The sequence below is a fragment of the Martinezella lusitana genome, assembly GCF_900094565.1.
GTDB lineage: Bacteria > Pseudomonadota > Alphaproteobacteria > Rhizobiales > Rhizobiaceae > Rhizobium > Rhizobium lusitanum.
In genome coordinates, this window is record NZ_FMAF01000001.1 from 401742 (window position 1) to 425585 (window position 23844).

At 61.7% G+C, this 23844-nt stretch carries 20 protein-coding genes and 2 tRNA genes; 9 read left to right on the top strand and 13 right to left on the bottom strand.

Going from position 1 to position 23844, the window contains the following annotated elements; all coding sequences use genetic code 11:
• Window positions 1–150: 150 nt before the first annotated feature.
• From GA0061101_RS01900 to GA0061101_RS01915, 4 genes are all read left to right on the top strand, one after another.
• Window positions 151–1713, top strand: coding sequence for an MFS transporter (locus GA0061101_RS01900; RefSeq protein WP_092572907.1), 1563 nt, complete (start codon window positions 151–153; stop codon window positions 1711–1713).
• A 154-nt stretch (window positions 1714–1867) separates the two neighbouring features.
• Complete coding sequence (locus GA0061101_RS01905) at window positions 1868–2257, top strand: hypothetical protein (RefSeq protein WP_245297423.1); 390 nt, start codon at window positions 1868–1870, stop codon at window positions 2255–2257.
• A 436-nt stretch (window positions 2258–2693) separates the two neighbouring features.
• Window positions 2694–3755 (top strand): porin, encoded by a 1062-nt coding sequence (locus GA0061101_RS01910; protein ID WP_037193535.1) that lies wholly within the window; start codon window positions 2694–2696, stop codon window positions 3753–3755.
• 450 nt (window positions 3756–4205) lie between these two features.
• Window positions 4206–5291, top strand: a complete 1086-nt coding sequence (locus GA0061101_RS01915; protein WP_167669521.1) for a 3-deoxy-7-phosphoheptulonate synthase — start codon at window positions 4206–4208, stop codon at window positions 5289–5291.
• 30 nt (window positions 5292–5321) lie between these two features.
• Here GA0061101_RS01915 and GA0061101_RS01920 read toward each other — a convergent pair whose 3' ends face one another.
• From GA0061101_RS01920 to GA0061101_RS01945, 6 genes are all read right to left on the bottom strand, one after another.
• Entirely contained in the window at window positions 5322–5765 is a 444-nt protein-coding gene (locus tag GA0061101_RS01920) for a DUF6314 family protein (protein ID WP_092572908.1), read from the bottom strand.
• Window positions 5734–6261 (bottom strand): peptide-methionine (S)-S-oxide reductase MsrA, encoded by a 528-nt coding sequence (msrA, locus tag GA0061101_RS01925; protein ID WP_037193529.1) that lies wholly within the window; start codon window positions 6259–6261, stop codon window positions 5734–5736. Before msrA ends, GA0061101_RS01920 begins: the two co-directional genes overlap by 32 nt.
• Window positions 6258–6707, bottom strand: a complete 450-nt coding sequence (gene msrB / locus GA0061101_RS01930) for a peptide-methionine (R)-S-oxide reductase MsrB (protein ID WP_037193527.1) — start codon at window positions 6705–6707, stop codon at window positions 6258–6260. Before msrB ends, msrA begins: the two co-directional genes overlap by 4 nt.
• 179 nt (window positions 6708–6886) lie before the next feature.
• Entirely contained in the window at window positions 6887–7384 is a 498-nt protein-coding gene (locus GA0061101_RS01935; protein WP_092572909.1) for a GAF domain-containing protein, read from the bottom strand.
• A 42-nt stretch (window positions 7385–7426) separates the two neighbouring features.
• Entirely contained in the window at window positions 7427–8245 is an 819-nt protein-coding gene (locus GA0061101_RS01940; protein WP_092572910.1) for a pentapeptide repeat-containing protein, read from the bottom strand.
• Between the two features lie 278 nt (window positions 8246–8523).
• Window positions 8524–8600: transfer RNA gene (locus GA0061101_RS01945), tRNA-Pro, on the bottom strand.
• A 301-nt stretch (window positions 8601–8901) separates the two neighbouring features.
• Between GA0061101_RS01945 and GA0061101_RS01950 the strand changes: the two genes are divergently transcribed.
• Complete coding sequence (locus tag GA0061101_RS01950) at window positions 8902–9306, top strand: hypothetical protein (RefSeq protein WP_037193522.1); 405 nt, start codon at window positions 8902–8904, stop codon at window positions 9304–9306.
• Between the two features lie 71 nt (window positions 9307–9377).
• Here GA0061101_RS01950 and GA0061101_RS01955 read toward each other — a convergent pair whose 3' ends face one another.
• From GA0061101_RS01955 to GA0061101_RS01965, 3 genes are all read right to left on the bottom strand, one after another.
• Window positions 9378–11102, bottom strand: a complete 1725-nt coding sequence (locus tag GA0061101_RS01955; protein ID WP_245297424.1) for a hypothetical protein — start codon at window positions 11100–11102, stop codon at window positions 9378–9380.
• Complete coding sequence (locus GA0061101_RS01960) at window positions 11102–12175, bottom strand: glycosyltransferase family 2 protein (protein WP_092572911.1); 1074 nt, start codon at window positions 12173–12175, stop codon at window positions 11102–11104. Before GA0061101_RS01960 ends, GA0061101_RS01955 begins: the two co-directional genes overlap by 1 nt.
• Before the next feature lie 178 nt (window positions 12176–12353).
• Window positions 12354–12428 (bottom strand) — tRNA-Gln (locus tag GA0061101_RS01965).
• A gap of 156 nt (window positions 12429–12584) precedes the next feature.
• On the opposite strand from GA0061101_RS01965, the gene GA0061101_RS01970 reads away from it, so the two are divergent.
• Together GA0061101_RS01970 and GA0061101_RS01975 are read left to right on the top strand one after the other, a co-directional pair.
• Complete coding sequence (locus GA0061101_RS01970) at window positions 12585–12887, top strand: cupin domain-containing protein (RefSeq protein WP_092572912.1); 303 nt, start codon at window positions 12585–12587, stop codon at window positions 12885–12887.
• On the top strand, window positions 12884–13792 hold the full coding sequence (locus tag GA0061101_RS01975; RefSeq protein WP_092572913.1) for an MBL fold metallo-hydrolase: 909 nt from the start codon (window positions 12884–12886) through the stop codon (window positions 13790–13792). Before GA0061101_RS01970 ends, GA0061101_RS01975 begins: the two co-directional genes overlap by 4 nt.
• A 6-nt stretch (window positions 13793–13798) precedes the next feature.
• Here GA0061101_RS01975 and GA0061101_RS01980 read toward each other — a convergent pair whose 3' ends face one another.
• Entirely contained in the window at window positions 13799–14731 is a 933-nt protein-coding gene (locus GA0061101_RS01980) for a DUF1499 domain-containing protein (RefSeq protein ID WP_092572914.1), read from the bottom strand.
• Window positions 14732–14973: 242 nt separating this feature from the next.
• On the opposite strand from GA0061101_RS01980, the gene GA0061101_RS01985 reads away from it, so the two are divergent.
• Together GA0061101_RS01985 and GA0061101_RS01990 are read left to right on the top strand one after the other, a co-directional pair.
• Window positions 14974–15390, top strand: a complete 417-nt coding sequence (locus GA0061101_RS01985) for a hypothetical protein (RefSeq protein ID WP_092573021.1) — start codon at window positions 14974–14976, stop codon at window positions 15388–15390.
• Window positions 15391–15483: 93 nt separating this feature from the next.
• Window positions 15484–15765 (top strand): hypothetical protein, encoded by a 282-nt coding sequence (locus GA0061101_RS01990; protein ID WP_037193513.1) that lies wholly within the window; start codon window positions 15484–15486, stop codon window positions 15763–15765.
• A 128-nt stretch (window positions 15766–15893) separates the two neighbouring features.
• Here the strand turns inward: GA0061101_RS01990 and ppdK are convergent, their stop codons facing one another.
• The 3 genes from ppdK to GA0061101_RS02005 all read right to left on the bottom strand — a co-directional run bounded on the left by ppdK (window position 15894) and on the right by GA0061101_RS02005 (window position 23688).
• Entirely contained in the window at window positions 15894–18560 is a 2667-nt protein-coding gene (gene ppdK, locus GA0061101_RS01995) for a pyruvate, phosphate dikinase (protein WP_047638867.1), read from the bottom strand.
• Window positions 18561–18766: 206 nt separating this feature from the next.
• Complete coding sequence (locus GA0061101_RS02000) at window positions 18767–20092, bottom strand: hemolysin family protein (protein WP_037193502.1); 1326 nt, start codon at window positions 20090–20092, stop codon at window positions 18767–18769.
• Between the two features lie 134 nt (window positions 20093–20226).
• Complete coding sequence (locus GA0061101_RS02005; protein WP_092572915.1) at window positions 20227–23688, bottom strand: chromosome segregation SMC family protein; 3462 nt, start codon at window positions 23686–23688, stop codon at window positions 20227–20229.
• Between the last annotated feature and the right edge of the window lie 156 nt (window positions 23689–23844).

Below are 23844 nucleotides of genomic sequence, written 5' to 3' on the forward strand. Positions count from 1 at the left end.
TATATATGGAGTTATAGCCTTATTATCATCCGATTACAGCAAAACTATCTTCATCGGGTCATTTGAAGCCCATGGGCGAAGGCGTTCAAGCCTTCATCGTTCCCAAGCCGCCCGTGGGCTCGCCCTTGCTCAAACCCAACGGAAATCCCGATGACCCTCAGCAAGACAAAGGTCGCAACTGCGACCGAAAAACTCTTCGTCCTCGTCGCAGTCTGCTGCGCCGCAGCGGCGATGCCCCTGACCTTCACCGGCCCGGCCGTTGCCTTGCCGGCTATCGGCCGCACGCTCGGCGGCAGCCCGATCGCCCTCAACTGGGTGACCAATGCCTTCATGCTGACCTTCGGCAGTTGCCTGATGGCGGCCGGCGCGCTTGCCGACAGTTTTGGCCGCCGGCGCATCTTCCTGACCGGGGTCGGTTGCTTCGCGCTGTTTTCGGCCGGACTGGCGTTTGCCGGCAACATCGTCTGGTTCGACATATTGAGAGCCCTGCAGGGCCTCGGCGCCGCCGCCGCTTTTTCGGGCGGCATGGCGTCTCTTGCCCAGGAATTCGATGGCACGGCACGCATGCGGGCCTTCAGCATCGTCGGCTCGAGCTTCGGCGTCGGTCTGGCTTTCGGGCCGATTGCCTCCGGCCTGATGATCGATGCATTCGGCTGGCCCTCTATCTTCCTCCTCGTCGTTATACTGGCTCTAATGGCGCTCGGCCTCGGTGCGCGCTTTCTGCGCGAATCCCGCGATCCGGATGCGGCCGGGATCGACTGGCCGGGAGCGCTGAGCTTCACGCTTGCCCTCACGTTCTTCACCTATGGCGTGCTGCGCGCGCCGGAGACCGGCTGGAGCGACCCGATTGTCATTATCTTGCTGGCCGGCGCCGCATTGCTCCTCCTGGCCTTCGGCATCATCGAACGTAGCGTGAAGCGGCCGATGCTGGATCTAACCTTGTTTCGCTATCCGCGTTTCGTCGGCGTGCAATTGCTGGCGGCAGCGCCGGCCTATGCCTTCGTCGTGCTGCTGATCCTGCTGCCGGTGCGCTTCGTCGGCATCGAAGGCATGAGCGAGATTGCCGCCGGCCGAATGATGATCGCCCTTTCGGCGCCGCTTCTCATCCTACCGATCGCCGCCGGCCTTTTGACGCGCTGGTTCAGTGCCGCCGCGATCTGCGGTGCCGGCCTTGTCATTTCGGCTATGGGTCTCTTCTGGCTCAGCCATTTCGCTGCCGGCTCGGCGTCGTCGGCGCTGATCGGCCCGCTGCTGACGATCGGCGCCGGCATCAGCCTGCCCTGGGGCCTGATGGACGGGCTGGCCGTCAGCGTCGTTCCGAAGGAACGCGCCGGCATGGCGACCGGTATCTTCAGCACTACCCGCGTCGCCGGCGAAGGTGTCGCCCTTGCCGTCGTCAGCGCTGTTTTGAGCGCCTTCATACAGTCCAATCTCGGCACATCGGCGGGCGAGCACGCGGCCACCACGGCGCAACGGCTCGTCACAGGCGATCTTTCCGCTGCGGCAGCGAACGCACCTGCGATCGGACAAGCCACACTGATCCACGGTTATAGTGATGCCTTCAGCGCACTGCTTTGGCTCCTGACCGCGATCACCGCCATCACCGCGATCGTCGTCTTCTCTTCCCTCGGACGAGGATCGTCGAGCGACACCAGCGAAGCCGCAAACCAGGTGCCCGACGACGACGAGGCTCTGACGGCGTCGGAGGCATAAGCCGCCGAGAGGCATGCCAGCGAGGCAAATCGAAGGCCAAAGAACGCAGAAATCTTTGCCATAACGCAACAGAATGTTTCGCCGCCACATAAATTGTGCGCGCCGCATCGCATCGATCGCAGCCTTTGGAATGGCAGGAGACTGGAGTTTAAATGTGCCGCTGCTATATCATATCCCAATGATATCAGACCGGTTTTTTAAGATTATCGCATGGACCTATATCGCGGCGCTCATCGCCGTGACCTTTGCGCATCTCAATTGGCAAGCCGCGTTTGGCAATCCCTTCGACCTATTTCGTGCCGGCGCGCTTTGCGTGGCCGGCATGCTTGCGCGACTGGCCTACCCGCAGTCGCCATCCTTCACCTGCCTCTTGATGATCGGCAGCGTGTTGGCACTTTGGCTTTCGCATTTCCTGGCGAGCGGCGACTCCGGTTCATCCCTTGATATCATCATCGGCATGATCAGCGGTCTTTGGGGCATTATGATCGGCGCGGCGCTCAGCAAGCTGATATCTCCGGCTTCGAAACGAACCGTGTCGTACTGAGCAAACCGGCGCCTGCCTCCTCACGCCAGCTTGACAGCCGCGCAGGCATGCTTGGCTTTTGCCCTCGCCTGAGCGCATGTCGGCGCGGCCTCTCCAGTCGCCTCTGCCACTCCGCTGAGCCATTCGAACGACAGCCGAGGCCGTCCTTTTCAGCGATCTATTCTTAAGAATGACTATTGCGTAGCCAATATTATGGCGCACTTACTATTTGTATTTGCAGATGTTGCTTTCCTGCAACTGGAATTTAAAATTCACGAAAAAGTCATTCCGAGAAAAATATATCATATAACTTTACAGGAATTCGTCTTTAATAGCGAACAGAAGCGGGTGGGGCCCGTTTCTCCCGAGTCGGGGTTTTTAAACAGGGATAGGGTCAAGGCACGTCGATTTTTCGACGCGACAGCCTGTGCCCAATCTATATTGGATTGGAGTTTTTATGAACATCAAGAGCCTTCTTCTCGGCTCCGCTGCTGCTCTGGCAGTAGTTTCTGGCGCTCAGGCAGCCGACGCTGTCGTCGCCGCTGAGCCGGAACCGCTCGAATACGTCCGCATCTGCGACGCGTACGGCGCTGGTTATTTCTTCATCCCGGGCACGGAAACCTGCCTGAAGGTCGGCGGTATGGTTCGTACCGAAGGCAAGTGGTACAACGCTTACAACCCGGCTGACCGTTACGGCACGCTGTGGCACACCCGCGCTCAGCTGAGCGTCGATACCGCATCGGACACCGAATACGGTCCGCTGAAGACCAACACCGTCTATCGTTTCGACTGGCAGGATGGCGGTTCGACAACCACCAAGCTGCTGTTCGCCAATATCAGCCTCGGTGGCTTCACCATTGGTAAGGCCGACTCGCAGTACAACTCCTACATCGGTTACGCCGGCAACGTCATCAACGACGACGTTGTTTATGACGGTCCGTACGAACTGAACCAGTTGACCTACAACTACGACGCAGGCAACGGCTTCACGGCTGTGATCTCGGTCGAAGACAGCAACTCCGGTTCGGGCGCCAAGGGCGTCAACGGCGAAGACAGCTCCGACCACTACGCTCCCGACGTTGTTGCCGGTGCCGGCTACAAGGTTGGCAACTTTGGCTTCAAGGTTGTTGGCGGCTACGACTCGATCGTCGAAGAAGGCGCCATCAAGGCCCGCGCCGATGCCGACTTCGGCGTCTTCAAGGCCTTCGTCATGGGCGGCTGGAACACCGACGGCGACAAGCTGAACAAGTACGCAAGCTCGAACGGCGCTGGCCCGGCCAAGACCATCGGCTGGGGTGACTGGGCTGTTTGGGGCGGCGTCACCGTTCCGATCGACGCCAAGCTGCAGGCCAACGCTCAGGTTGCCTACACCGACTCGAAGATCTTCGCTGCGACCGCCAACCTTCGTTGGAACCCGGTCAAGAACCTTCTGGTTCAGCCGGAAGTTTCCTACACCAACTGGGACTCCATCAATCAGGACCAGTGGGCTGGCGTTCTGCGCTTCCAGCGTAGCTTCTAAGACCTCGTTTTCGAGATCTGATCTGACTTGACCCCTGATCGGATGGGGACTGGTCCGACTTCCAGCGAAGTCGGGCCGGTCCTTCCGAGGCAGGGGTTAAATTTTGGGGTCCGTGCCTCTCAAACGAACAACAGCGGCATCCGTAGAGAATTGTAAAATATCCCACCCAGACAGACGATCCGCAAATAGGCGCTGAAGACCGGATCTGTCAGTAAGATGGAATGGCGGCGCCGCAGCCAATCTCCTTCATTTTGCCCGCATCAACATCATCGACATCAAGCATTTTTTGTCGTAGAGACAACTCATGTCGATCATCTGCGTATACGCCTCGCGATTTTATTCGTACCGCTGCTTTCAGCGGAGGCGGGCCTGTGCGTAGTTAACACTGACGCGACACCAAAGACCCGAACAGCCGCTAGTCTACCTGGCGGCTTTTTTTGTCGCCGCGGTATGATCTTACAAGGAACTGATACCGTGCTGAATTCCACTGATGATTTGCGCATTGTCGAGATCACGGCGCTCACGCCGCCCTCTCGCATCATAGATGAGATCCCCCGCGACGAAGCGGTGACGACAACCGTCACCGAGGCGCGCAACGCTGTCCATAACATCCTGCGCGATGAAGACGACCGGCTGATCGTGGTCATTGGCCCCTGCTCCATCCACGATCCGGATGCCGCGCGTGAATATGCGGCATGGCTGAAGGAACAGCGCGACCGTTTCGTCGACGATCTCGAGATCATCATGCGGGTCTATTTCGAGAAGCCGCGGACCACCGTCGGATGGAAGGGTTTGATCAACGACCCGCATCTTGACGGCAGCTATCGCATCGAGGAAGGCCTGCGCATCGCACGCAAGCTTCTGGTCGATGTCAACGAAATCGGTCTGCCGGCCGGTTGCGAATATCTCGATACGATCACGCCGCAATATATCTCCGATCTCGTAAGCTGGGGCGCGATCGGTGCGAGGACGACCGAGAGCCAGGTGCATCGGCAATTGGCGTCCGGTCTCTCCTGCCCTGTCGGTTTCAAGAACGGGACGAATGGCGATGTGCGGATCGCGCTCGACGCCATCGTAGCGGCTTCGCAGCCGCATCATTTCCCGGCCGTGACCAAGGAAGGTCTGGCGGCGATCGCCTCAACACGCGGCAACGAGGATTGCCACCTCATCCTGCGCGGCGGCAAAGAGCCGAATTACGATGCGACCAACGTGCAGGCCGTATCGGAACTGGCATTGAAAGCCGGGCTCGAGCCGCGGATCATCATCGATGCCAGCCATGCCAACAGCAGCAAGAACCCGGAAAACCAGCCGGTGGTGGTCAGCGCCGTGGCGGAGCAGATATCGGCCGGCGACCGGCGCATCAAGGGCATGATGATGGAGAGTAACCTCATCGCCGGCCGCCAGGATCTCGTTCCCGGCAAGCCGCTGGTCTATGGCCAGAGCATCACCGACGGCTGCATTGACTGGCAGACCTCCATCCGCACATTGGAGGATCTGGCGCAAGCCGCGCAGGCAAGGCGGCGGCTTGCGCGATAAGGCAAGCCCAACCAGAACGGGTGGCTTTGATTAAGCGCGTCGATAGTGCGCGAGGCTGAGATAATGCTTCCGAGGCCCGCGCACGTGCCACATCTCGGCCCAGGCGTCCGGCCCTCGAAAGAAAAAACGGCCCCGGTAAAGATCGGGGCCGCAATGATGAACGACATGCTGTGACGCGCCGTCACCGATACGGATGAATTCGGCAAGATCGGGAAAGCGGACGACGAGATCTTCAACCGCATCGTCAAGCCGATACGCGCGGCTGCTTCTGAGCGTCGCGTGATCGCTGTGCGTGTCGCCATGTTCTTCGAACTGGACAGGCGTCACAAAAGCCTGCCCTTCGAATGTCACCAGCGAATGATTGAGGCGGTCGATGATCCGGCGCCTCACATCCCATGTGCCGAGATAGGGTTTCAGCCGTCCGCTTGAGCTGTTCCCCGCGTCAGGACGCCGCGCGCTGCGCTGCGTCGGCATGCCGGACCGGAAGCTTCCAGCCAGGCCTGACGAAGTGGCAGGTATAGCCGTTCGGATAGCGCTCCAGATAATCCTGGTGTTCCGGTTCCGCTTCCCAGAAGTCGCTGACCGGCGCTACCTCGGTGACGACTTTGCCCGGCCACAGGCCGGAGGCGTCGACATCGGCGATCGTGTCCAGAGCGACCCGCTTCTGCTCCTCGCTCGTGTAAAAGATCGCCGAGCGGTAGCTCATGCCGACATCATTGCCCTGGCGATTACGGGTGCTCGGATCGTGGATCTGGAAGAAGAATTCCAGAAGGTCACGGTAGCTGATCTTCTGCGGATCGAAAACGATCTCGATCGCTTCGGCATGCGAACCATGGTTGCGATAGGTGGCATTGCGGACATCGCCGCCGCTGTAGCCAACGCGCGTCGAGATGACGCCGTTGTAACGACGGATGAGATCCTGCATGCCCCAGAAACAACCGCCGGCGAGAACTGCACGCTCCGTAGTCATCTTACATCCTCCACTTGATCGATATAGGCACCATACCCCTCGGCTTCCATGCGGTCACGCGGCACGAAGCGGAGGGAGGCGGAATTGATGCAATAGCGCAGGCCGCCACGGTCCTGCGGTCCGTCCGGGAAAACATGGCCCAGGTGGCTGTCGCCATGCGCCGAGCGCACTTCGGTGCGCACCATGCCATGCGAGATATCGGTCAGCTCGCTGACATTGGCTGGTTCGATCGGCTTGGTGAAGCTCGGCCAGCCGCAACCCGAATCGAATTTGTCGGAAGAGGCAAACAGCGGCTCCCCCGATACGATGTCGACATAGATGCCCGACTGCTTGTTGTAGAGAAGTTCGCCCGTACCGGGGCGCTCCGTGCCGCTTTGCTGCGTCACGCGATATTGCTCAGGGGTAAGCTTGGCTATCGATTCTGCTGTCTTGCTATAATTGCCCATGTTGTTCTCCTTGCCCTTGGCACGCATTTCAAACTTGACCGGGACCAGCGAAAGGAAGCGGGTTGGCGAATATCAAGCTCGATCAGCGTTATGGGAGTGGTTGCGAGGCGAGATATAGGTATCGCCGGTCCAATTTGCCATATCGATCACGAGCGCGTGACACTCCACGGTGTCGGCGCTCAATCGCCCATTTGGCAAGAGGCGGTGTAGATTGCGGCAAGCGCCTCGATGCCGGCCTGATCATCGCGATCGAAGCGGCCGGCAACCGGACTATCGAGATCGATGACGCCGAAAACCTTTCCATTGCGGACCAACGGCACCACCAGCTCCGAGCGCGAGGCCGCGTCGCAGGCGATATGACCGGGAAAAGCATGAACATCTTCCACGAGGATCGACTGTGCCTTCTCGACCGCCGTTCCGCAGACGCCGCGGCCGACGGCTATGCGAACGCAAGCCGGCTTGCCCTGGAACGGCCCCAGCACAAGCTCGCTACCCGACCGCAGGAAATAGAAGCCGGCCCAATTCACATCGGGCAACATCTGGAAGATCAGCGCGGATGTATTGGCTGCATTGGCAATCGAATCCGCCTCGCCATCAAGCAAGGCTTGCAGCTGGCCGGCAAGCTCGCGATAGAATTCGGGCTTGCTGTCGTGCTCAATCGTCTTCTCTGCAAACATCGCACACTGCCTTCTTAAGGATCTCTTCTCTCAGGACCAGCGTCAGTCCTTGTCATCCGGATCGTCCGGCGGGCATGGCCAGACGGAGGGCGCCTGCAGCCAGGAGGGCAGCTTCGTCGTATTGTCGCCGCAAGCCAGATTGATCTGCGCCTGCTGGAGGCCAGTGGCAGCCGTCAGATCAAGACCTTCGATGCGGGTCAGGTACATGAAGGCCCCGCCGAAGGAGACCGGCCCCTGCATCACCGCGCCGGCCAGCGTCGCACGGGAGAGATTGGCAAAGGAGAAATTCACGCCGGACAGGACCGCCTTGTCGAAATCGGCGCGGCCGAGCTCGGCCTTCTGGAAATCCGCATTGGCAAGCTTAGCGCCGCCGAATTCTGCCCGTTGCAGCTCGGCATTGGCAAAAGATGCGCCATTGGCAGAGGCGTTGCTGAAGTCGGAGCGATAGGCCTCGATCCTTGAAAAATTCGCCCCGTCGGCAAGGACTGTCTTCAACCATGCGCGCACCAGCGTCGCCTTTTCAAGATTGGCGGAGGTCAGATTGGCGTCGCTCAGATCCGTGCTGTCGAAGTGAGCGCCAGCAAGATTGGCGCCGTGCAGATCGCTGCTTGGCAACATGATATTGGTCTTGCTGCATCCGCTCCAGTCGAGGCCGGGCGCTGCGACATTGCCGCAATCAGCGGCGCGCGCGGGATCTCCGCCTGAGGCAAGGAGAAATGCGGCACCTAGAGCCAACACACCGACGCCGGTTGCAATCCCCGGCTTTTGTCCGATAGCATCGCGAGACCGTGCGCGATAGCGCCGCCGCCGCCACGCAAGTCCCTCTCCGGCCAACCCAGCCACCCTTTCAACAAGACTCATCCCGTCACTCCGCTTCAACGCCCGCAAGCCGTCCGACGGTCGAGTCGGGTACATGCGCGCCTCCTTTGTATATGGTGCTTTGGGCGACAAAAAGAGCCGGTTTTGCAAAAGCGGATCCTCAACGCGGTCTGGGTGTCCGTGGCGCGCGATAACGGTGGGCACAGCCTTGAAGGCAACTCAACAAACCTCCAAGGGTATGGCCAGCTTCGCCGTAGTACAACGCCGCTCTGATGACTGCTTTGGGTGGATTTTTCGGGAGAAAGATCAGTGTTTTAAGCTGGTCGGAGTGGAGTGATTCGAACACTCGACCCCCACGTCCCGAACGTGGTGCGCTACCAGACTGCGCTACACTCCGTGACCAGCGGCGCTTCTATAGACCAGCCATTTTTGATGCACAAGCACCAATCTCAAAAAACCGTTTGATTTTTGACGAAAAGATTACAGGGCCGCTGCCTAGAAAATCGGCAGGAAACAGGCGCTGGAAGGGCCGGCGTGCAAAAGACGCAACAGATTGACTAAAATCCCACTTGTACACGCGGATGGGAATTTTCTTTTGCCGGCTTTGGCGCTAAAGCCCTAGGCGGGACAGGTGGAAACGTCGTGGGACAGCGGCCTTTCCGCGACCGAATGCGTGACAGAAGCTCAAGGACGACACGATGAATATCCGCATGATCACCGCGGCGGGACTGTTGCTGGCTCTAGCCGGTTGCAGCACCACGACAGCAACGACAACAGGCCTGCCGCTGATGGCGAGCAACCCCGTTCAGGATCGCTGGGAAGGCCAGTCCGCTGGACGCTTCTTCGCGGCCTACGGCCCGCCGCTCTCCGACCGCGACGAGAGCGGCAATCGCGTCTATACGTGGCGCGGCGGCTACAAGACGATCACGATCGCGACCAAGGATGGCAAGAAGGGCGGCAAGCGCTATCTCAGCTGCAAGGCCGATATCGTCACCAATCAGAGCTATGTCATCCGCTCGGTCCACATCCTCGGCGACCAGCCGGGCGTCAGCGGCTCGTCCTATTGCGCCGAACTTCTGGCTCCGCCGGAAAAGGCGAGCTGAAACAGGGACTTTATCGGGAAACCAATTCGACGGGCGGCTCGAAGGAGCCGCCTGTTTGACTTGATGCGGCCTCAGTCATTTGCCGCGGCGAACTCGGCGCAGCTCTTCGGCGGCACCGCACCCGCAGGCGGCACGAAGGCCTTGTCGATAGCATAGAGCTTGGCAAAGGGCGTTTCCGCGGCAAGCCGCACGCCGCTCGGGATCGTGCCGTCAAAACGATCCTCGACATCGGCATTGACCAGCAGAATGAAGTCGAAGCGCTGCCGCCAATTGACGAGATAGGGCGCAAAGCTGCTGACGGTGCCGATCTCATCGGGGCAATCGAGCAGGCCAACGGAGAGGAGATTGCCTTCCGGCACAGCGATATCGCTCCAGGGCGGCAGGACGGTCAATGGCTGCTTGCCCTTGGCGGTAAAGACCGTCGGCACGAAGCTATGCGCATAAGGGATAGCAAGCGTCGGCAAATGCCGGAACGTGTCCTGATTCCACGCAAAGTAACGATGGTCGACGACATGCGGCGCACTCTTTTGCTGCCGCATGACAGGCAGGATCGCCGCGCCCTCCGGTACCGCGGCAAGCACGGTGCGAACATCTGCGACCTCGGCCTCGCCCTGCCACCAGTTGAAACCGATCCAGGCGGTCCTGCCAAGCGCAACCGCTGAAAGCATGGTGACGACAAGTAGGGCCTGCCGGCGCGACAGGCGAGGCAAGGGACATACCATCACCATGGCCGCCAGCGCCGTCATGATCGGGAAGCGCCAGCTGATCCAGCCAGTAGCCAATAGATGGCGCGGCGAGAGGCAGGCGAACAGCAGCAGACCGGTTGCCGTGACCGCAAGCCCCGCATGCAGCTGCAGCCGGCGTGTCCGCACAGCATTGGTCCAGACGAGGATCAGCGGGATCAGGAACAGCATATCCACCAGGACCGTATAGCTCCAGAACGCCGACATCAGGTTGGCCAGGATCAGAACCAGGGAATCATTCCAGGACGCGCCGAGATTGCCATTGCCGGCATCGGGCAGCACCGGCTGGTAGAGGAAAAGACAGATCGCCGGCAAGGCGCAGGCCAGCACCGCCATCGCCAGCCTGCCGCATAAGCGCATGAAATCGCGAAATGACTTCATCGCCGCCATGGTGGGCGAAAACTCGAGCCCGCAGACGAGCGCCATGTAGAAGCCGAGCGAAAAGATATGCATGGTGGTGAGCAGCAGGCCAGCCAGCAGGCGAAAGACAAACAGCGCGGCCCGGTTTCGCGATTGCAGGGCATGATCGGCTGTTGCGAAGAACAGCGCCATGCCGAGCCCAATCTGGAAATTGATGAAGCCGCCGATCAGCGTTGCGCACCAGGCGAAATAAAGAATGGCGATCTGCCAATAGTAGCCGCCGCCAAACAAGCGCCTGTGCAGAGCGATCGCTCCGAGCGGCGGCAGCGCGATCGCCAGGAAAAGCAGGCTGCGCGCCAGCAGCGAGACACCGATCAGCGGTCCCAGCCAGTAGGCCATGAGATCGATGCCGACATTGGTGAAGCTCCTGTTCCAATCGATCGCATAGATCTGCTGAAACGGCGGTGTATCGATGCCGCCGGCAAGCAGCCACATGCGCGCATAGTGGTTGGGATAGTCGAGGATCGGCGGGAATTTGAAAATGGCGACGAAGACGGCCACCGCTGCCACGAAGGCAGCGATGACGACATCGGGCCTTTGCCTGACAACGACGGCATCCGCCTCCACAGTGGTCGGCGCCGGAGCCGCGGCCGTCGCCCCGCCCCATGACGAATCGGCGGATTGATGGGACATCAGCTGGCTGCCCTGACTTGCGCCGCACCGTTGCCCGCCTCACCCGGTCCACCCAAAGCTTGCTCCAGCGCACGGCGTTTGGTCGCTGCATCCAGTTCGGAAAAATCGCCGGGGATATCGAGCGATCGATTGCCCTGCACGAGGCTTTCGATCATGAACATCGGGCGTCTCTTGTTCTCCTGCACCAGCCGGCCGACATATTCGCCGATGATGCCGATGCAGATAAGCTGGATGGCGCTGAAGGCGGTGATCGCCGCCATGATGCTCGACCAGCCGACGATCGTCTCGCCCGCAATCCAGCGCGCGAGCGTGTAGAGCAACAGCAAGGCCGCGCAACCGGCGCTCGCAAGGCCGAGCCACGTGCTGATCCGCAAGGGCACGGTGGAGAAGCTGGTGATGGCGTCGATCGCGAAATTGATCATCTTGCGCAGCGGATATTTGGTCGTGCCGGCGAAACGCGCATCGCGCTCATAGGGCAGCGCCACCTGCCGCCCGCCGATCCAGCTCACCATGCCGCGAATGAAGCGATCGCGCTCCGGCATCGACAGCAGGATATCGACCACCCGGCGGCTCATCAGCCTGAAATCACCGACATCGCGCGGGATCGTAACCGAGGCGAGCCGCGACAGCAGGCGATAAAAGAGCGAGGCGGAGGTGAGCTTGAACCAGCTCTCCCCCTGCCGGCGCACGCGCTGGCCATAGACGACATCCGCGCCCCGATCCATGATCGGCATCATCATCAGCAACAGTTCCGGAGGATCCTGGAGATCGGCATCGATGAGCAGCACCCGCTCGCCCCGCGAGGCGGCAAGGCCTGCGGTGGCGGCAAGCTGGTGACCATGATTGCGCATCAGGCGCACGCCGAGCACCTGCGGCGTCTCCCGCGCAAGCGAGGCGATGATCTCCCAGGTGCAGTCGGTGGAACCATCATCCACCAATATGACCTCGAAGGCTTCACCGACCGCACCCCGCGCCGTCGCGACCGTCCGCCGGCAAAACTCCTTCAGCCCCTCCTCCTCATTGTGGCAGGGGGCAACGATGGAGAGCAGCAATTTTGGGGAGGTCTGGTTCATGATCGCCTGTATCGAGATGATGGCGATGAGAGTGTCTGAAAATGGTCAAACAATATTTAAGCGCTGGGAATAAAGGGGAGCGGATACTGGGATTTCTCGAGCGAATTTTCTTCGTAAGTTAAAGAAAGACTGCCCTTGTGTTCTACAAGACAATAGCCGGAACGGACCCAGAGATATATGGCTGGGGCGCCAGGATTCGAACCTGGGAATGCCGGTACCAAAAACCGGTGCCTTACCGCTTGGCGACGCCCCAACAGAGGAAGTGGCCGCAACTCAGCCAAATCGGCGTCTGATTAGCAAAGGTCGCATCCGGCCACAATCACTAAGTTGCGCGTGGATGCATATTTCTGTGCGCTTCTCGGGTCGCTATGATAGGTCTTGCCGCACTGCAATCCAATCAGGAGATCCGATGAGCCAGTTTCGCGCCCGCCCGCCGGCTGTCCCGACCGTGCTTCTCGACGATGCCGTCGTGCGCATCACCCGCTGGGATTTCGAGCCGGGCGCCGATACCGGTCATCATGTGCATGGCCTCGGCTATGTCGTGGTGCCGATGACGGATTGCCAGTTTCTTCTGGAAGAGCCGGGCGGCAATCGGCGCGTCGATATGGCCAAGGGTGCCGCCTACCGGCGCGAGGCCGGCGTCGAGCATAATGTGGTCAATGCCGGCCCCGAGCCGATGTCCTTTATCGAAATCGAATATAAGCAATCATGAGCACGCCCGACTTCGACCTTGCTTTCGAGCCGGCCTATGGCCGCGCTGTTCCCGTTGCGCCCGGCATCGAGCGGATGACGGTCAACAATCCCAGCGCCTTCACCTTTCATGGCACCAACAGCTACATCGTCGGCGGCTCGTCCGTGGCGGTCATCGATCCCGGGCCGGAGAACGAGGAGCATTTTGCCGGTTTGATGACGGCACTGAAGGGGCGCGAGGTCACGCATATCTTCGTCAGCCACACCCATCGCGATCACTCGCCGCTCGCAAGGCGGCTGAAAGAGGCGACGGGGGCGCTCACGGTCGGCGAAGGGCCACATCGCGCCGCGCGGCCGCTCTATCAGGGCGAGGTCAATCCTTTCGCCGAAAGCTCCGATATGGAGTTCCGGCCGGATATCGTGCTTGCTGACGGCGAAAGCGTCTCGGGAGACGGCTGGCAGCTGACCGCGCTGCTGACGCCCGGCCATACGGCTAATCATGCCTGTTTTGCGCTTGATGGCAGCGGCATCCTCTTTTCGGCCGATCATGTCATGGCCTGGGCGACGTCGATCGTCGCCCCGCCTGACGGTTCGATGGCCGATTACATGGCCTCGCTCGAGCGGCTGCTTGTTCGAAAAGATCGCCTGTTTCTGCCCGGCCATGGTGGCCCGGTGAGGGAACCCGCTTCTTTCATGCGCGGCTTGAGAACCCATCGCCGCATGCGCGAACGCGCCGTACTGGAGCGCATCAAGGCCGGCGACCGGCTGATCCCCGACATGGTGAAAGCCATCTATCGCGATACGGACCCGCGTCTCCACGGCGCGGCGGCGCTTTCGGTGCTGGCGCATCTCGAAGATCTCGTGGAAAAAGGCCGGGTGGAAACCGACGGGCCGCCGGCGCTCACCGGAGCGTATAGACCCGCCTGAGCCGCGTCAGCCTCCGGCGATCCCGAGCAGCTCCGCATCCAGCGCCTTCAGAAAGCCGTCCGCCATATCGGCGCTGACGCCGAGATCATCCTGGCCGTAGCGGGAGGAAACGCGGATATCGACGAGCGTCGTCTCGGCCTCCTCGCGAAGACGGATCAGCACATCGCATGGGAGACCGAAAATGCGGGTGCGGGTCGCCCCCTGCAGAACAACGTCCGTATTCTGACGGATCAGATCGGCCACGCCATCCCGAAGGGGGCGCGGCTTCGGCACCGGAACGATATCGGGCACGTCACCGACTGTGCTGTCGTCCTGTGCCGGGCCGGTGTTCTGCGGGCGGGTGCGGTGCCTCGGCTTCGCATTGCCGTTCGGGTCGGCGACATCGGCGCCATCGGCCTTGACGATGGTGATATGACTGTCCCTCGCAACCTTTCGCACCGCCTCCAATACCCGATCGGTGGCCCCTTCGTAGCGGCGGCTGATCAGGGCCGGATAGGCTTCAGATTGTGAGTCGCGCTCCTGCTGCGTCACCAGATGGCGTGCCGGCAGCCAGATCTGCCTGGCATCCGGCGTCGCCAGCCACTCCGGCGGGTCGCTGAGATCGGTCGATATCTCGTAGATCGGGGGCCGGGTCCAATAGCGCTCGGCGCCGTAACCGACGATAGCCAAGGGCAAGGTGGCATAGATGAGTGCCTTGACGGCTGAGACGCCGCCGATGGCGGCGCTCTGCCAGAGCTGGGCAAGGCCGAGCATCGCAAGCACTACCGCCAGGGCGGCACAGCCGGCTGAGATCAACAGCAGCAGCACGAAATAAGGCGTTTCCAACGGCCCGAAACGCTGACCGATCAAGGTCACCCCGCAAAGCACCAGCGCAAAGGAGGCGATCAAACGCCCGGCGCGGGCGGCATGTGAAACGGGACGGTCGAAGCGAATGGTCATCAAGGGCTCATCGGCGCGTCGGATCGGAAGCCGGATGCACCGAATCCCAGAAAGCGATCTATGTTTAGAACAAGAAACAGTGAAAATAAATCGAATGTCATGGCGTCGACGAGCAATGTCCTGTCAGAGCTGAAGCCAGTAACGGCTAGAACAAAAATGTGAGTGCTTGCTTAAGTTCCAAAAAAAGGCCATTCTTCCAGTGTTTTATCGAGGCTGTGAAAGGACTTGATGAGATGGAACCGATGCTTTCCAAAGACATCGCTGCCAAGCCACTGCCGGGAGGGGCCATTGCCGCGGCCGATGCAGTCGAGCCGACCTTGCCGCTCGAACTTCTCGAGCTTGAACTTTCGCTCGAAGGTTTTTCCGGTGGCGAGGCCTCCTTCTGCGAGGCCGTGCGAAGCGCAGCTTCGGCCGTGAGCGGCGACTTTCTGTTCGATCTTCCCGCCGCGGGGCTGATTCCGGATTGCCGCAGGTTGGCTGTCATCAGGATTCCCGAAGGAGACGCGGCGATGCGCACCCTCTTTGCGGCTCTCGATGAAGACGGCGCGGAAATCCGCCTGCTGCAACCGGATGAGGAAACCGAGCATCTGCTGCGTTTCGCCGATGCCTTCGTCGATCTGCTGCGGCGGCTGCCGAAAAAGCCGAGAGAAGCTGCCTGAGCATTCCCGCCGGCAACCGATGATAGGCCTTTCGCGCGGCACCGCGCGGCGCTATAATTCGCGTCTGCATATTTGCGTTGAGGACATCAGGTCATGCGTATCGTCGCTCCCGTACTCTCCCTTCTCGCCATGACGTTCGTGCTCTCTTCCTGCCAGACGGCGGAGGAGATTCGCGCGGCGGACGAAGCCAGATGCGGCAGCTACGGTTTTCGGCGCGGCTCGGAAAATTTCGCCAACTGCCTGATGAATCAGGATCTTAGCCGACGCGCGGACCAGCGTGCCTTCATGGAAAGCAATGATGATTTCTTCTGGGGACCGACAATCGTGGTCGGCGGACCGGGATATTACCATAACCGCGGCTATTGGCGCCGCTGAGCGGCGCGGCGTTCCGCCATTAGAGCGTTTTCGCTTTTCTCCGAATCGCGAAAACGATCTATCTTCTTGTTTTTACGCATTCCGGACGGAAAACTGCTGCGCACTTTTCCTGGAAATGCTCCAGAGAATCAGGCTCGCCCCTTGATCGCCGCCTGTGCTGCCGCAAGCCGCGCAATCGGCACGCGGAAGGGTGAGCAGGACACATAGTCCAGCCCGATATCCTCGCAGAAATGGATGGAGGCGGGATCGCCGCCATGCTCGCCGCAGATGCCGAGCTTCATGTCGTTGCGTGTGCGGCGGCCGCGCTCGGCGGCGATGCGGATGAGCTCCCCTACGCCGTCGAAATCGAGCGATATGAACGGATCGTGCTCGATGATGCCCTTGCGCTGATAGGTCGGGATGAAGGCGGCGGCATCGTCGCGCGACATGCCGAAGGTGGTCTGAGTCAGGTCGTTCGTGCCGAAGGAGAAGAACTCGGCAGCCTCGGCGATGATATGGGCGCGCAGCGCCGCGCGCGGCAGCTCGATCATCGTGCCGACGAGATAATCGATCTTCATCATGGCTTCCGACATGACGGCGCGGGCCACCTCGTCGATCCGCGCCTTGACGTAGTCCAGCTCCGAGCGCAGGCCGACGAGCGGCACCATGATCTCGGGCACGACCGGGGCACCCGTCTCGCGCGCCGCCAGAACCGCCGCCTCGAAGATGGCTCGCGCCTGCATCTCGACGATCTCGGGATAGGAAATCGCCAGCCGGCAACCACGATGGCCGAGCATGGGGTTGAACTCGTGCAAGGCATCGACGCGCTGGCGCAAAATAGCCGGCTCCATGCCCATGCTTCCGGCAACCTCAGCAATTTCCTCGTCCGTCTTCGGCAGGAACTCGTGCAGCGGCGGATCGAGCAGGCGGATGGTTACAGGCAGGCCATGCATGATGGTGAACAGGCCAGTGAAATCGAGCCGCTGCATCGGCATCAGCTTGGCAAGGGCGGCGCGGCGCCCCGCCTCGTCTTCGGCAAGGATCATCTCGCGCATCACATGGATGCGGTCTCCCTCGAAAAACATGTGCTCGGTGCGGCAAAGACCAATGCCTTCGGCGCCGAATGAGCGCGCCGCACGGGCATCGGCCGGCGTGTCTGCATTGGTGCGCACTGTCATGCGCCGCGACCGGTCGGCCCAGGCCATGATGAGCCCGAAATCACCGGACAATTCCGGCTGGATCATCGGCACCTCGCCTTTCAGCACCTGGCCGGTGGATCCGTCGATGGTGATGATGTCGCCCTTCTTCAACGTGACGCCGATGCCGATCAGCTTTTCATTGCGCATATCGATGCGCATGGTGCCGGCGCCGACGACACACGGAATGCCCATGCCGCGGGCGACCACGGCGGCGTGGCTGGTCATGCCGCCGCGCGTGGTGAGGATCGCTTCGGCGGCATGCATGCCGTGAATGTCTTCCGGGCTTGTTTCGATCCGCACGAGAATAGCCTTTCGGCCTTCCTCTTCGGCGATGATCGCCTCCTCGGCCGTGAAGACGATCTCGCCGGTGGCCGCACCAGGAGAGGCGGGCAGACCGGACCCGATGACCTCACGACGGACGCGCGGGTCGATGGTCGGATGCAAAAGCTGATCGAGCGTCGTCGGATCGATGCGCGTGACGGCTTCGTCTTCCGTGATCAACCCCTCCCCGACCATATCGACGGCTATCTTCATCGCCGCCTTGGTGGTGCGCTTGCCCGCTCGGGTCTGCAGCATCCAGAGCTTGCCGCGTTCGATGGTGAACTCCAGATCCTGGACGTCGCGGTAATGCGTCTCCAGCTGCGCGCAGATGCGGCGGAATTCGGCGAACGCCTCCGGCATCACCTTTTCCATCGACGGCCGGTCGTAGCCGGAAGCGATGCGGGCGGCTTCGGTGATGCTCTGCGGCGTGCGGATGCCGGCAACAACATCCTCTCCCTGCGCGTTGACGAGGAATTCGCCGTAAAGCTCCTTTTCCCCGGTCGACGGATTGCGGGTGAAGGCCACCCCGGTCGCGGAGGCATTGCCGAGGTTGCCGAACACCATCGCCTGGATGTTGACGGCCGTGCCCCAGGCCTCGGGAATATTGTGCAAATGGCGATAGGTGACGGCGCGCGGGTTCATCCAGCTGGAAAAGACGGCGCTGACGGCGCCCCAGAGCTGGACCTCCGGATCCTGCGGGAAGGCCACACCGAGTTCCTCCTCGATGACGGTCTTGTAGATGGAGACCACGTGCTGCCATTCGACGGCGGAAAGATCAGTATCGAACTCGTGACCGAAACGGGCCTTCTCATCTTCCAAGATCTCTTCGAAGACCTCGTTGTCGAGTCCCATGACGACATCGGCATACATCTGGATGAAGCGTCGATAGCTGTCCCAGGCGAAACGCGCGTCGCCGGCATCGTGGCCAAGCGCCTGCACCGTGGCATCGTTGAGACCGAGATTGAGGACGGTATCCATCATGCCGGGCATGGAGGCGCGACCACCCGAGCGAACGGAGACCAATAGCGGCCGCTCGGTATCGCCGAACTTGCGCCCCGTGATGGTTTCCATCTGCTTCAGGCCCTGCATGACCTGTGGCTTCAGCTCATCGGAAATATTACGGCCGTTCTTGTAATAGAAAGAGCAGGCCTCGCTGATGATCGTCAGGCCAGGGGGAACCGGCAGGCCGAGGCTGCACATTTCGGCAAGATTGGCACCCTTGCCGCCGAGCCTCTCAAAGTCTCCGGCGCCTCCCTCGGCTTTGCCGCCGCCGAATGTATAGACCCACTTCGTCATTGTCCCCGTCCAACTCCTAGGGTTGAACTTAATTCATTGAGCGGCAAATGAAAATCGACAAATGCGGCAAAATGTTGCGCTGCACAATAAATATGACCCACAGGCTCCCGATTTCAATCGATTGATCGAAATCGGAGGCCTTCCGGCCATTCCAAAAGCGAGAGAGAGTGGGCAAGCGGTATTTCGTCGCTGCCGTCGGCCGGCGTTTAAGCCCCCGCCTCCCGCCGCGCCAGAATCTTGTCGATCCGCATCCCATCGAGATCGACGATTTCGAAATGCCAGCCGCCGAAGGTGAAGCTTTCGCCGACGTCGGGCAGGTGGCCGAACTGGTAAAGAGCAAAGCCCGCGAGCGTATGGAATGTCACGTCTTCCTCGCCCTCGCGCAGACCGAGCCTCGCAAAGGCGTCATAGACCGGCATCATGCCCTCCATCAGCAATGAGCCGTCGGCGCGCTCGACAACATCGGGCGTCTCGTTATCCATATCGGGCAGATCGCCGGCGATCGCTTCCAGGAGGTCGGTCTGCGTGACGATGCCCTCCAGGCTGCCATATTCGTCGATGACCATGGCGAGGCGCACGGGTGCGCGCTTGAAGCTTTCGAGCACCTTGAACACCGCCGTCGCCTCGTGCACGACCAGCGGCTGGCGGATGACGGCCATCGGGTTCAGCGGCTCGCCGTTCAGCAGTTGATCGAGAAGATCCTTCTTCAGGATCATGCCGATAGGCTCGTCGATCGATCCGCGGGCGACCAGAAGCTGCTCGAAACGGCTTTCTCGGATGGTTTTCTGCATTTCCTCCGGCGTATCGTCGGCATCGATCCAATCAACCTCCAGCCGCGGCGTCATGATGTTGGAGACATCGCGATTGCCGATGTTGAAGATGCGTTCGACCAGATCCTGTTGGGCTGGCTCCAACAAGCCGGCTTCCTGACTTTCGGCGATCAAAAGCTTGATCTCGGCGGGCGAATGCAGCGAGCCCTCGCCAGTCCCAGGCCGCAGCCCGAAGAGACGCAGGACCAGATTGCCAAGGCCGTTAAGGACGGTGATCGCGGGACGCAGCAGGAAGAGGAAAAGACCGAGCGGCCGCACCACGCCGAGGGCCGTATCCTCGCTGCGCTGCAACGCCAGGCTCTTCGGAGCGAGTTCGCCGAGCACGATGTGGAGCGCGGTGATGATGACGAAGGAAATGACGACGGCGATCGCATGCGAGCTGGCCGCGGCCCATGCTCCGGGAAGGAAATCGAGAAGCGGCTCCAGAAGATGGGCGAGCGCCGGCTCACCGACCCAACCGAGGGCGAGCGAGGAAATCGTGATGCCGAGCTGCGTGGCCGCCAGATTGGCGTCGAGATTGTCGACCGCCTTCTGCAGCGACTTGGCGTTCATCCGCCCTTCGGCAACCAGCTCCGTCACGCGACTGCGACGAACGGAAACGAGAGAGAACTCCGCCGCGACGAAAAAACCGTTGGCGGCAACGAGCAGCAGCACGGCGAGTATTCCGAAGAAATCGAAAATACCGCCACCAGATCCAGACATGCTTCCCTTCCGGGCGGATTAGCGCCACATATTGTTGATCGAAAACAAAGCTATCACGCTTTACGGCTGCACGGCAGCCGACACCGCAATTTCTTGTCGATATCAGACCAGTTTTCTTGCCCGTGGAAAGGCGCTCAGGCGATTTCGCGCAGCCGCTCGGCGGTCTGCAGGTCGACGGAGACGAGCTGTGACACGCCCTGCTCGGCCATGGTCACGCCAAAGAGGCGATCCATGCGGGCCATGGTGATGGGATTGTGGGTGATCACCACGAAACGCGTCTCGGTCGATGCGGCCATCTCGTCCATCAGATTGCAGTAGCGCTCGACATTGTGGTCGTCGAGCGGCGCATCCACTTCGTCCAACACGCAGATCGGCGCGGGATTGGTGAGGAACACGGCGAAAATCAGCGCCATGGCCGTCAACGCCTGCTCGCCGCCGGACAGCAGCGTCATGGTCTGCGGCTTCTTGCCCGGCGGGCGGGCGAGAATTTCCAGGCCCGCTTCCAGCGGATCGTCGGATTCGATGAGCTGAAGCTCGGCCGTGCCGCCGCCGAAGAGATGCGTGAACAGCCGCTGGAACTGCGCGTTGACGACGTCGAAGGCGACGATCAGACGCTCGCGGCCCTCGCGGTTGAGGCTCTGGATCGCTCCGCGCAGCTTCCTGATGGCGTCGATGACGTCGTCGCGCTCCTTGATCAGCGCCTGCAGCCGCTCGCTCAGTTCCCGGCTCTCCTCCTCGGCGCGCAGGTTGACGGCGCCCAGGCGCTCACGCTCGATCTTCAGCCGTTCCAGCTCGCGCTCGACTTCGCGCAAATCCGGCGTGCTCTGCATCGCCGACAGGCCGGTGAGCCGGAGCGCTTCATGCGGCTCGACGTTCAGGGCCTGGCGAATGCGCAGCTCGCTCTCCTGTCGGCGCTCGCGGGCGGACGCCAGCCGCTCCTCGACACGGCCGCGCTTTTCGCGGCTTTCCGCCAGTTCAGACAGTGCTGTAGCCGCGTGCCGATCGGCCTCGCGCTGAACGGTCTCCGCTTCGGCCAGGCGGTCGGCGGCCACGCGGCGCGCCTCCTCGGCCTTCTGCAATTCGTTCATCAGCGCGCGGCGCTTGTCATCGAATTCATCCGGCGCGAGATCGAGCTCGGCGGCCTCGTCACGCGCTTCCTCTTCGCGGTCGCGCAGCGTCTGGATATGCTCCTCGGCGCTGGCGGCGCGCTGGCGCCAAGTATCCCGCTCCTGCTGGATCGCCAGGATGCGCCGCTGCCGCGCCTCGTTTTCCCGGTTCAGGCCCTCATGGCGGGCGCGGGCCTCGGCCAAGATGCCGCGATCGGTCGCGACTTCAGCCTGCTGGGCATTCAACTTCAGATCGATGGCTGCGAGATCGGGCGCATCTTCCAGCTCGGTGCGGGCATTTTCGTCCTGCATCGCCACGTCTTCCAGCTGCTCCCGCAGTCGGCTGACCGCTTCGACGATCACATCCCGGCGGCGGATGAGATCGCCGGACGCGCGCTCGGCCGCGGCTAAGGCTTCACGGGCTTCAGAGAGATGACGGGCGGCAAGCCGGCTGGCGTCGCGGGCTGTGCCCAGACGCCCCTCTTCCGCCCGGATCGCCTCTGCGGCGGCCGACAGATGCTCTTCAGCCTCGATCAGCAAGTCGCGCGCAAGCTCAGCCTCGGCTTCCAGTTCGGAAAGGCGATTCTTCTGCGCCAGCCGCAGGGCCGCGGCACTCGGCGCATCGGCTCCGGTCACATGGCCATCCCAGCGGAACACCGCCCCATCCTTGGTGACCAGCCGCTGCCCTGGCTTCAACGCCGGCATCAGCCGCTCAGCGTCGCCCGCCGCGACGATGCCGATCTGACGCAGGCTCCGCGTCAATGCTGCCGGCGCACCGACATGTGAAATCAACGGCACGGCTCCGTCAGGCAGGGCCGGATCGGTCGCGCCGCTGCCGTTGTCGGACCAGTAAATCGGCGCCTGGGGATCAAGAGGCGATTCCAAATCATCACCGAGCGCCGCCCCGAGCGCAATCTCGAAGCCGCGATCGACGCGCAGATCCTCCGCAACCGGCGAAAAGGCGCCGGACGTGTCGCCCGCCGCCAGCATCTTGGAAATGGTGCGCGCTTCCGTTTCAAGCGCGTTCAGCGCCGCCCGCGCCTGCTCGACCGGTCCACGCGACAGGGCTTCGGTTTCGCGCGCTTTGGAAAGAGCCGTTTCCACGAGCTGGATTGCGGCTTCCGCTTCCGCGACGACGTCCTCGGCCGCCTCGACCATGCTGCGTTTTTCGTCGGGGTCAGGCAAATCGGCCATCTTCTCGTCGATGGCGGCAAGCTCGCGGTTCGCCTCGTCGGCCTGGCGTTCGAGCCGCATCTTGCGGTCGGCTAGATCACGGATGGCACGTTCAAGCTGGTTGCGGGCGGCTGCGGCCTCGGCACGCTCGGCCGTCAGTGCGGCGAAGATCCGTTCGCTATCGGCGAGCTTTGCGGCAGCCTCCTCGAACGCCTCGCGTGTCTCCTCTGCAAGACGGCCGGAATCGGCAAGGGTCTCGGCAAGATCGGCTTCTTCCGCGTCCAGCCTGGCAAGGATCGTGGCGTTGTCGGCGACAAGGCGCTCCTCGCGGCTGATATCCTCGGCCAGTTGCGCCAGCCGGCGGGTCAGCTCGTCGCGGCGACGCAGGATGCGATTAGCATCCTCTTCCAGCTGGTTGCGGGCGAATTGCAGCCGTTGCAGCGCAGCGGCGGCCTTTGCCTCGTCTTCGCGCAGTTCGGGTAGCTTGAAGCTGGCGATGCCCTGGGCCTTCGCCGCCTCCATCTGGATCTGTGCCTTTTCGGCAACCAACACCGTCGCTTGATTGAGGGCACTGTCGGACTCGGCTTCGGCCTCCTTCGCCTGCACCCAGCGGATATGCAGCAGCATGGCTTCGCGGGCGCGGATATCGGCTGATAGCATCTTGAAGCGGCTGGCCTGACGCGCCTGACGCTTCAGGCTCTCAATCTGGCTTTCGAGCTGCGAGGTCACATCGTCCAGGCGCTCGAGATTGCCCTCGGCCGCACGCAAGCGCAGCTCGGCCTCATGACGGCGCGAATGCAGGCCGGAAATGCCAGCGGCCTCTTCCAACAGCTGCCGCCGTGCCTGGGGCTTGGCCTGGATCAGCTCGCCGATGCGCCCCTGCCCGACCATGGATGGCGAACGCGCCCCGGTCGAGGCGTCAGCGAAGAGAAGCTGCACATCCTTGGCGCGGGCCTCCTTGCCGTTGATGCGGTAGACCGAGCCCTGCTCGCGCTCGATGCGGCGCGTCACCTGGATCTCGTCGCTATCATTGAAGGCGGCCGGCGCCGTGCGGTCGCTATTGTCGAGATAAAGGCCGACTTCGGCGGTGTTGCGCGCCGGGCGGTTGCCGGATCCGGAGAAGATGACGTCATCCATGCCGGACGCGCGCATGTTCTTGTAGGAATTCTCGCCCATCACCCAGCGCAGCGCTTCGACCAGATTGGACTTGCCGCAGCCGTTCGGCCCGACGACGCCAGTCAAGCCGCGCTCGATGACGAATTCCCCCGGCTCTACGAAGGATTTGAAACCGACCAGTCTAAGCCTGTTGAATTTCATAGGCTGATCTCCACCCTCCCCTTGAGGGGGTGGATCGGACCGAAGGTTCGAGGTGGGGCGATCCTGCGTTCACCCCGGAAATCACCGCCACCGGCGCGTTCCTCGCTACCTCCCCCCTGGAGGGGGAGGTGATAGAAAGCAGGCGTGCGGCCTCGG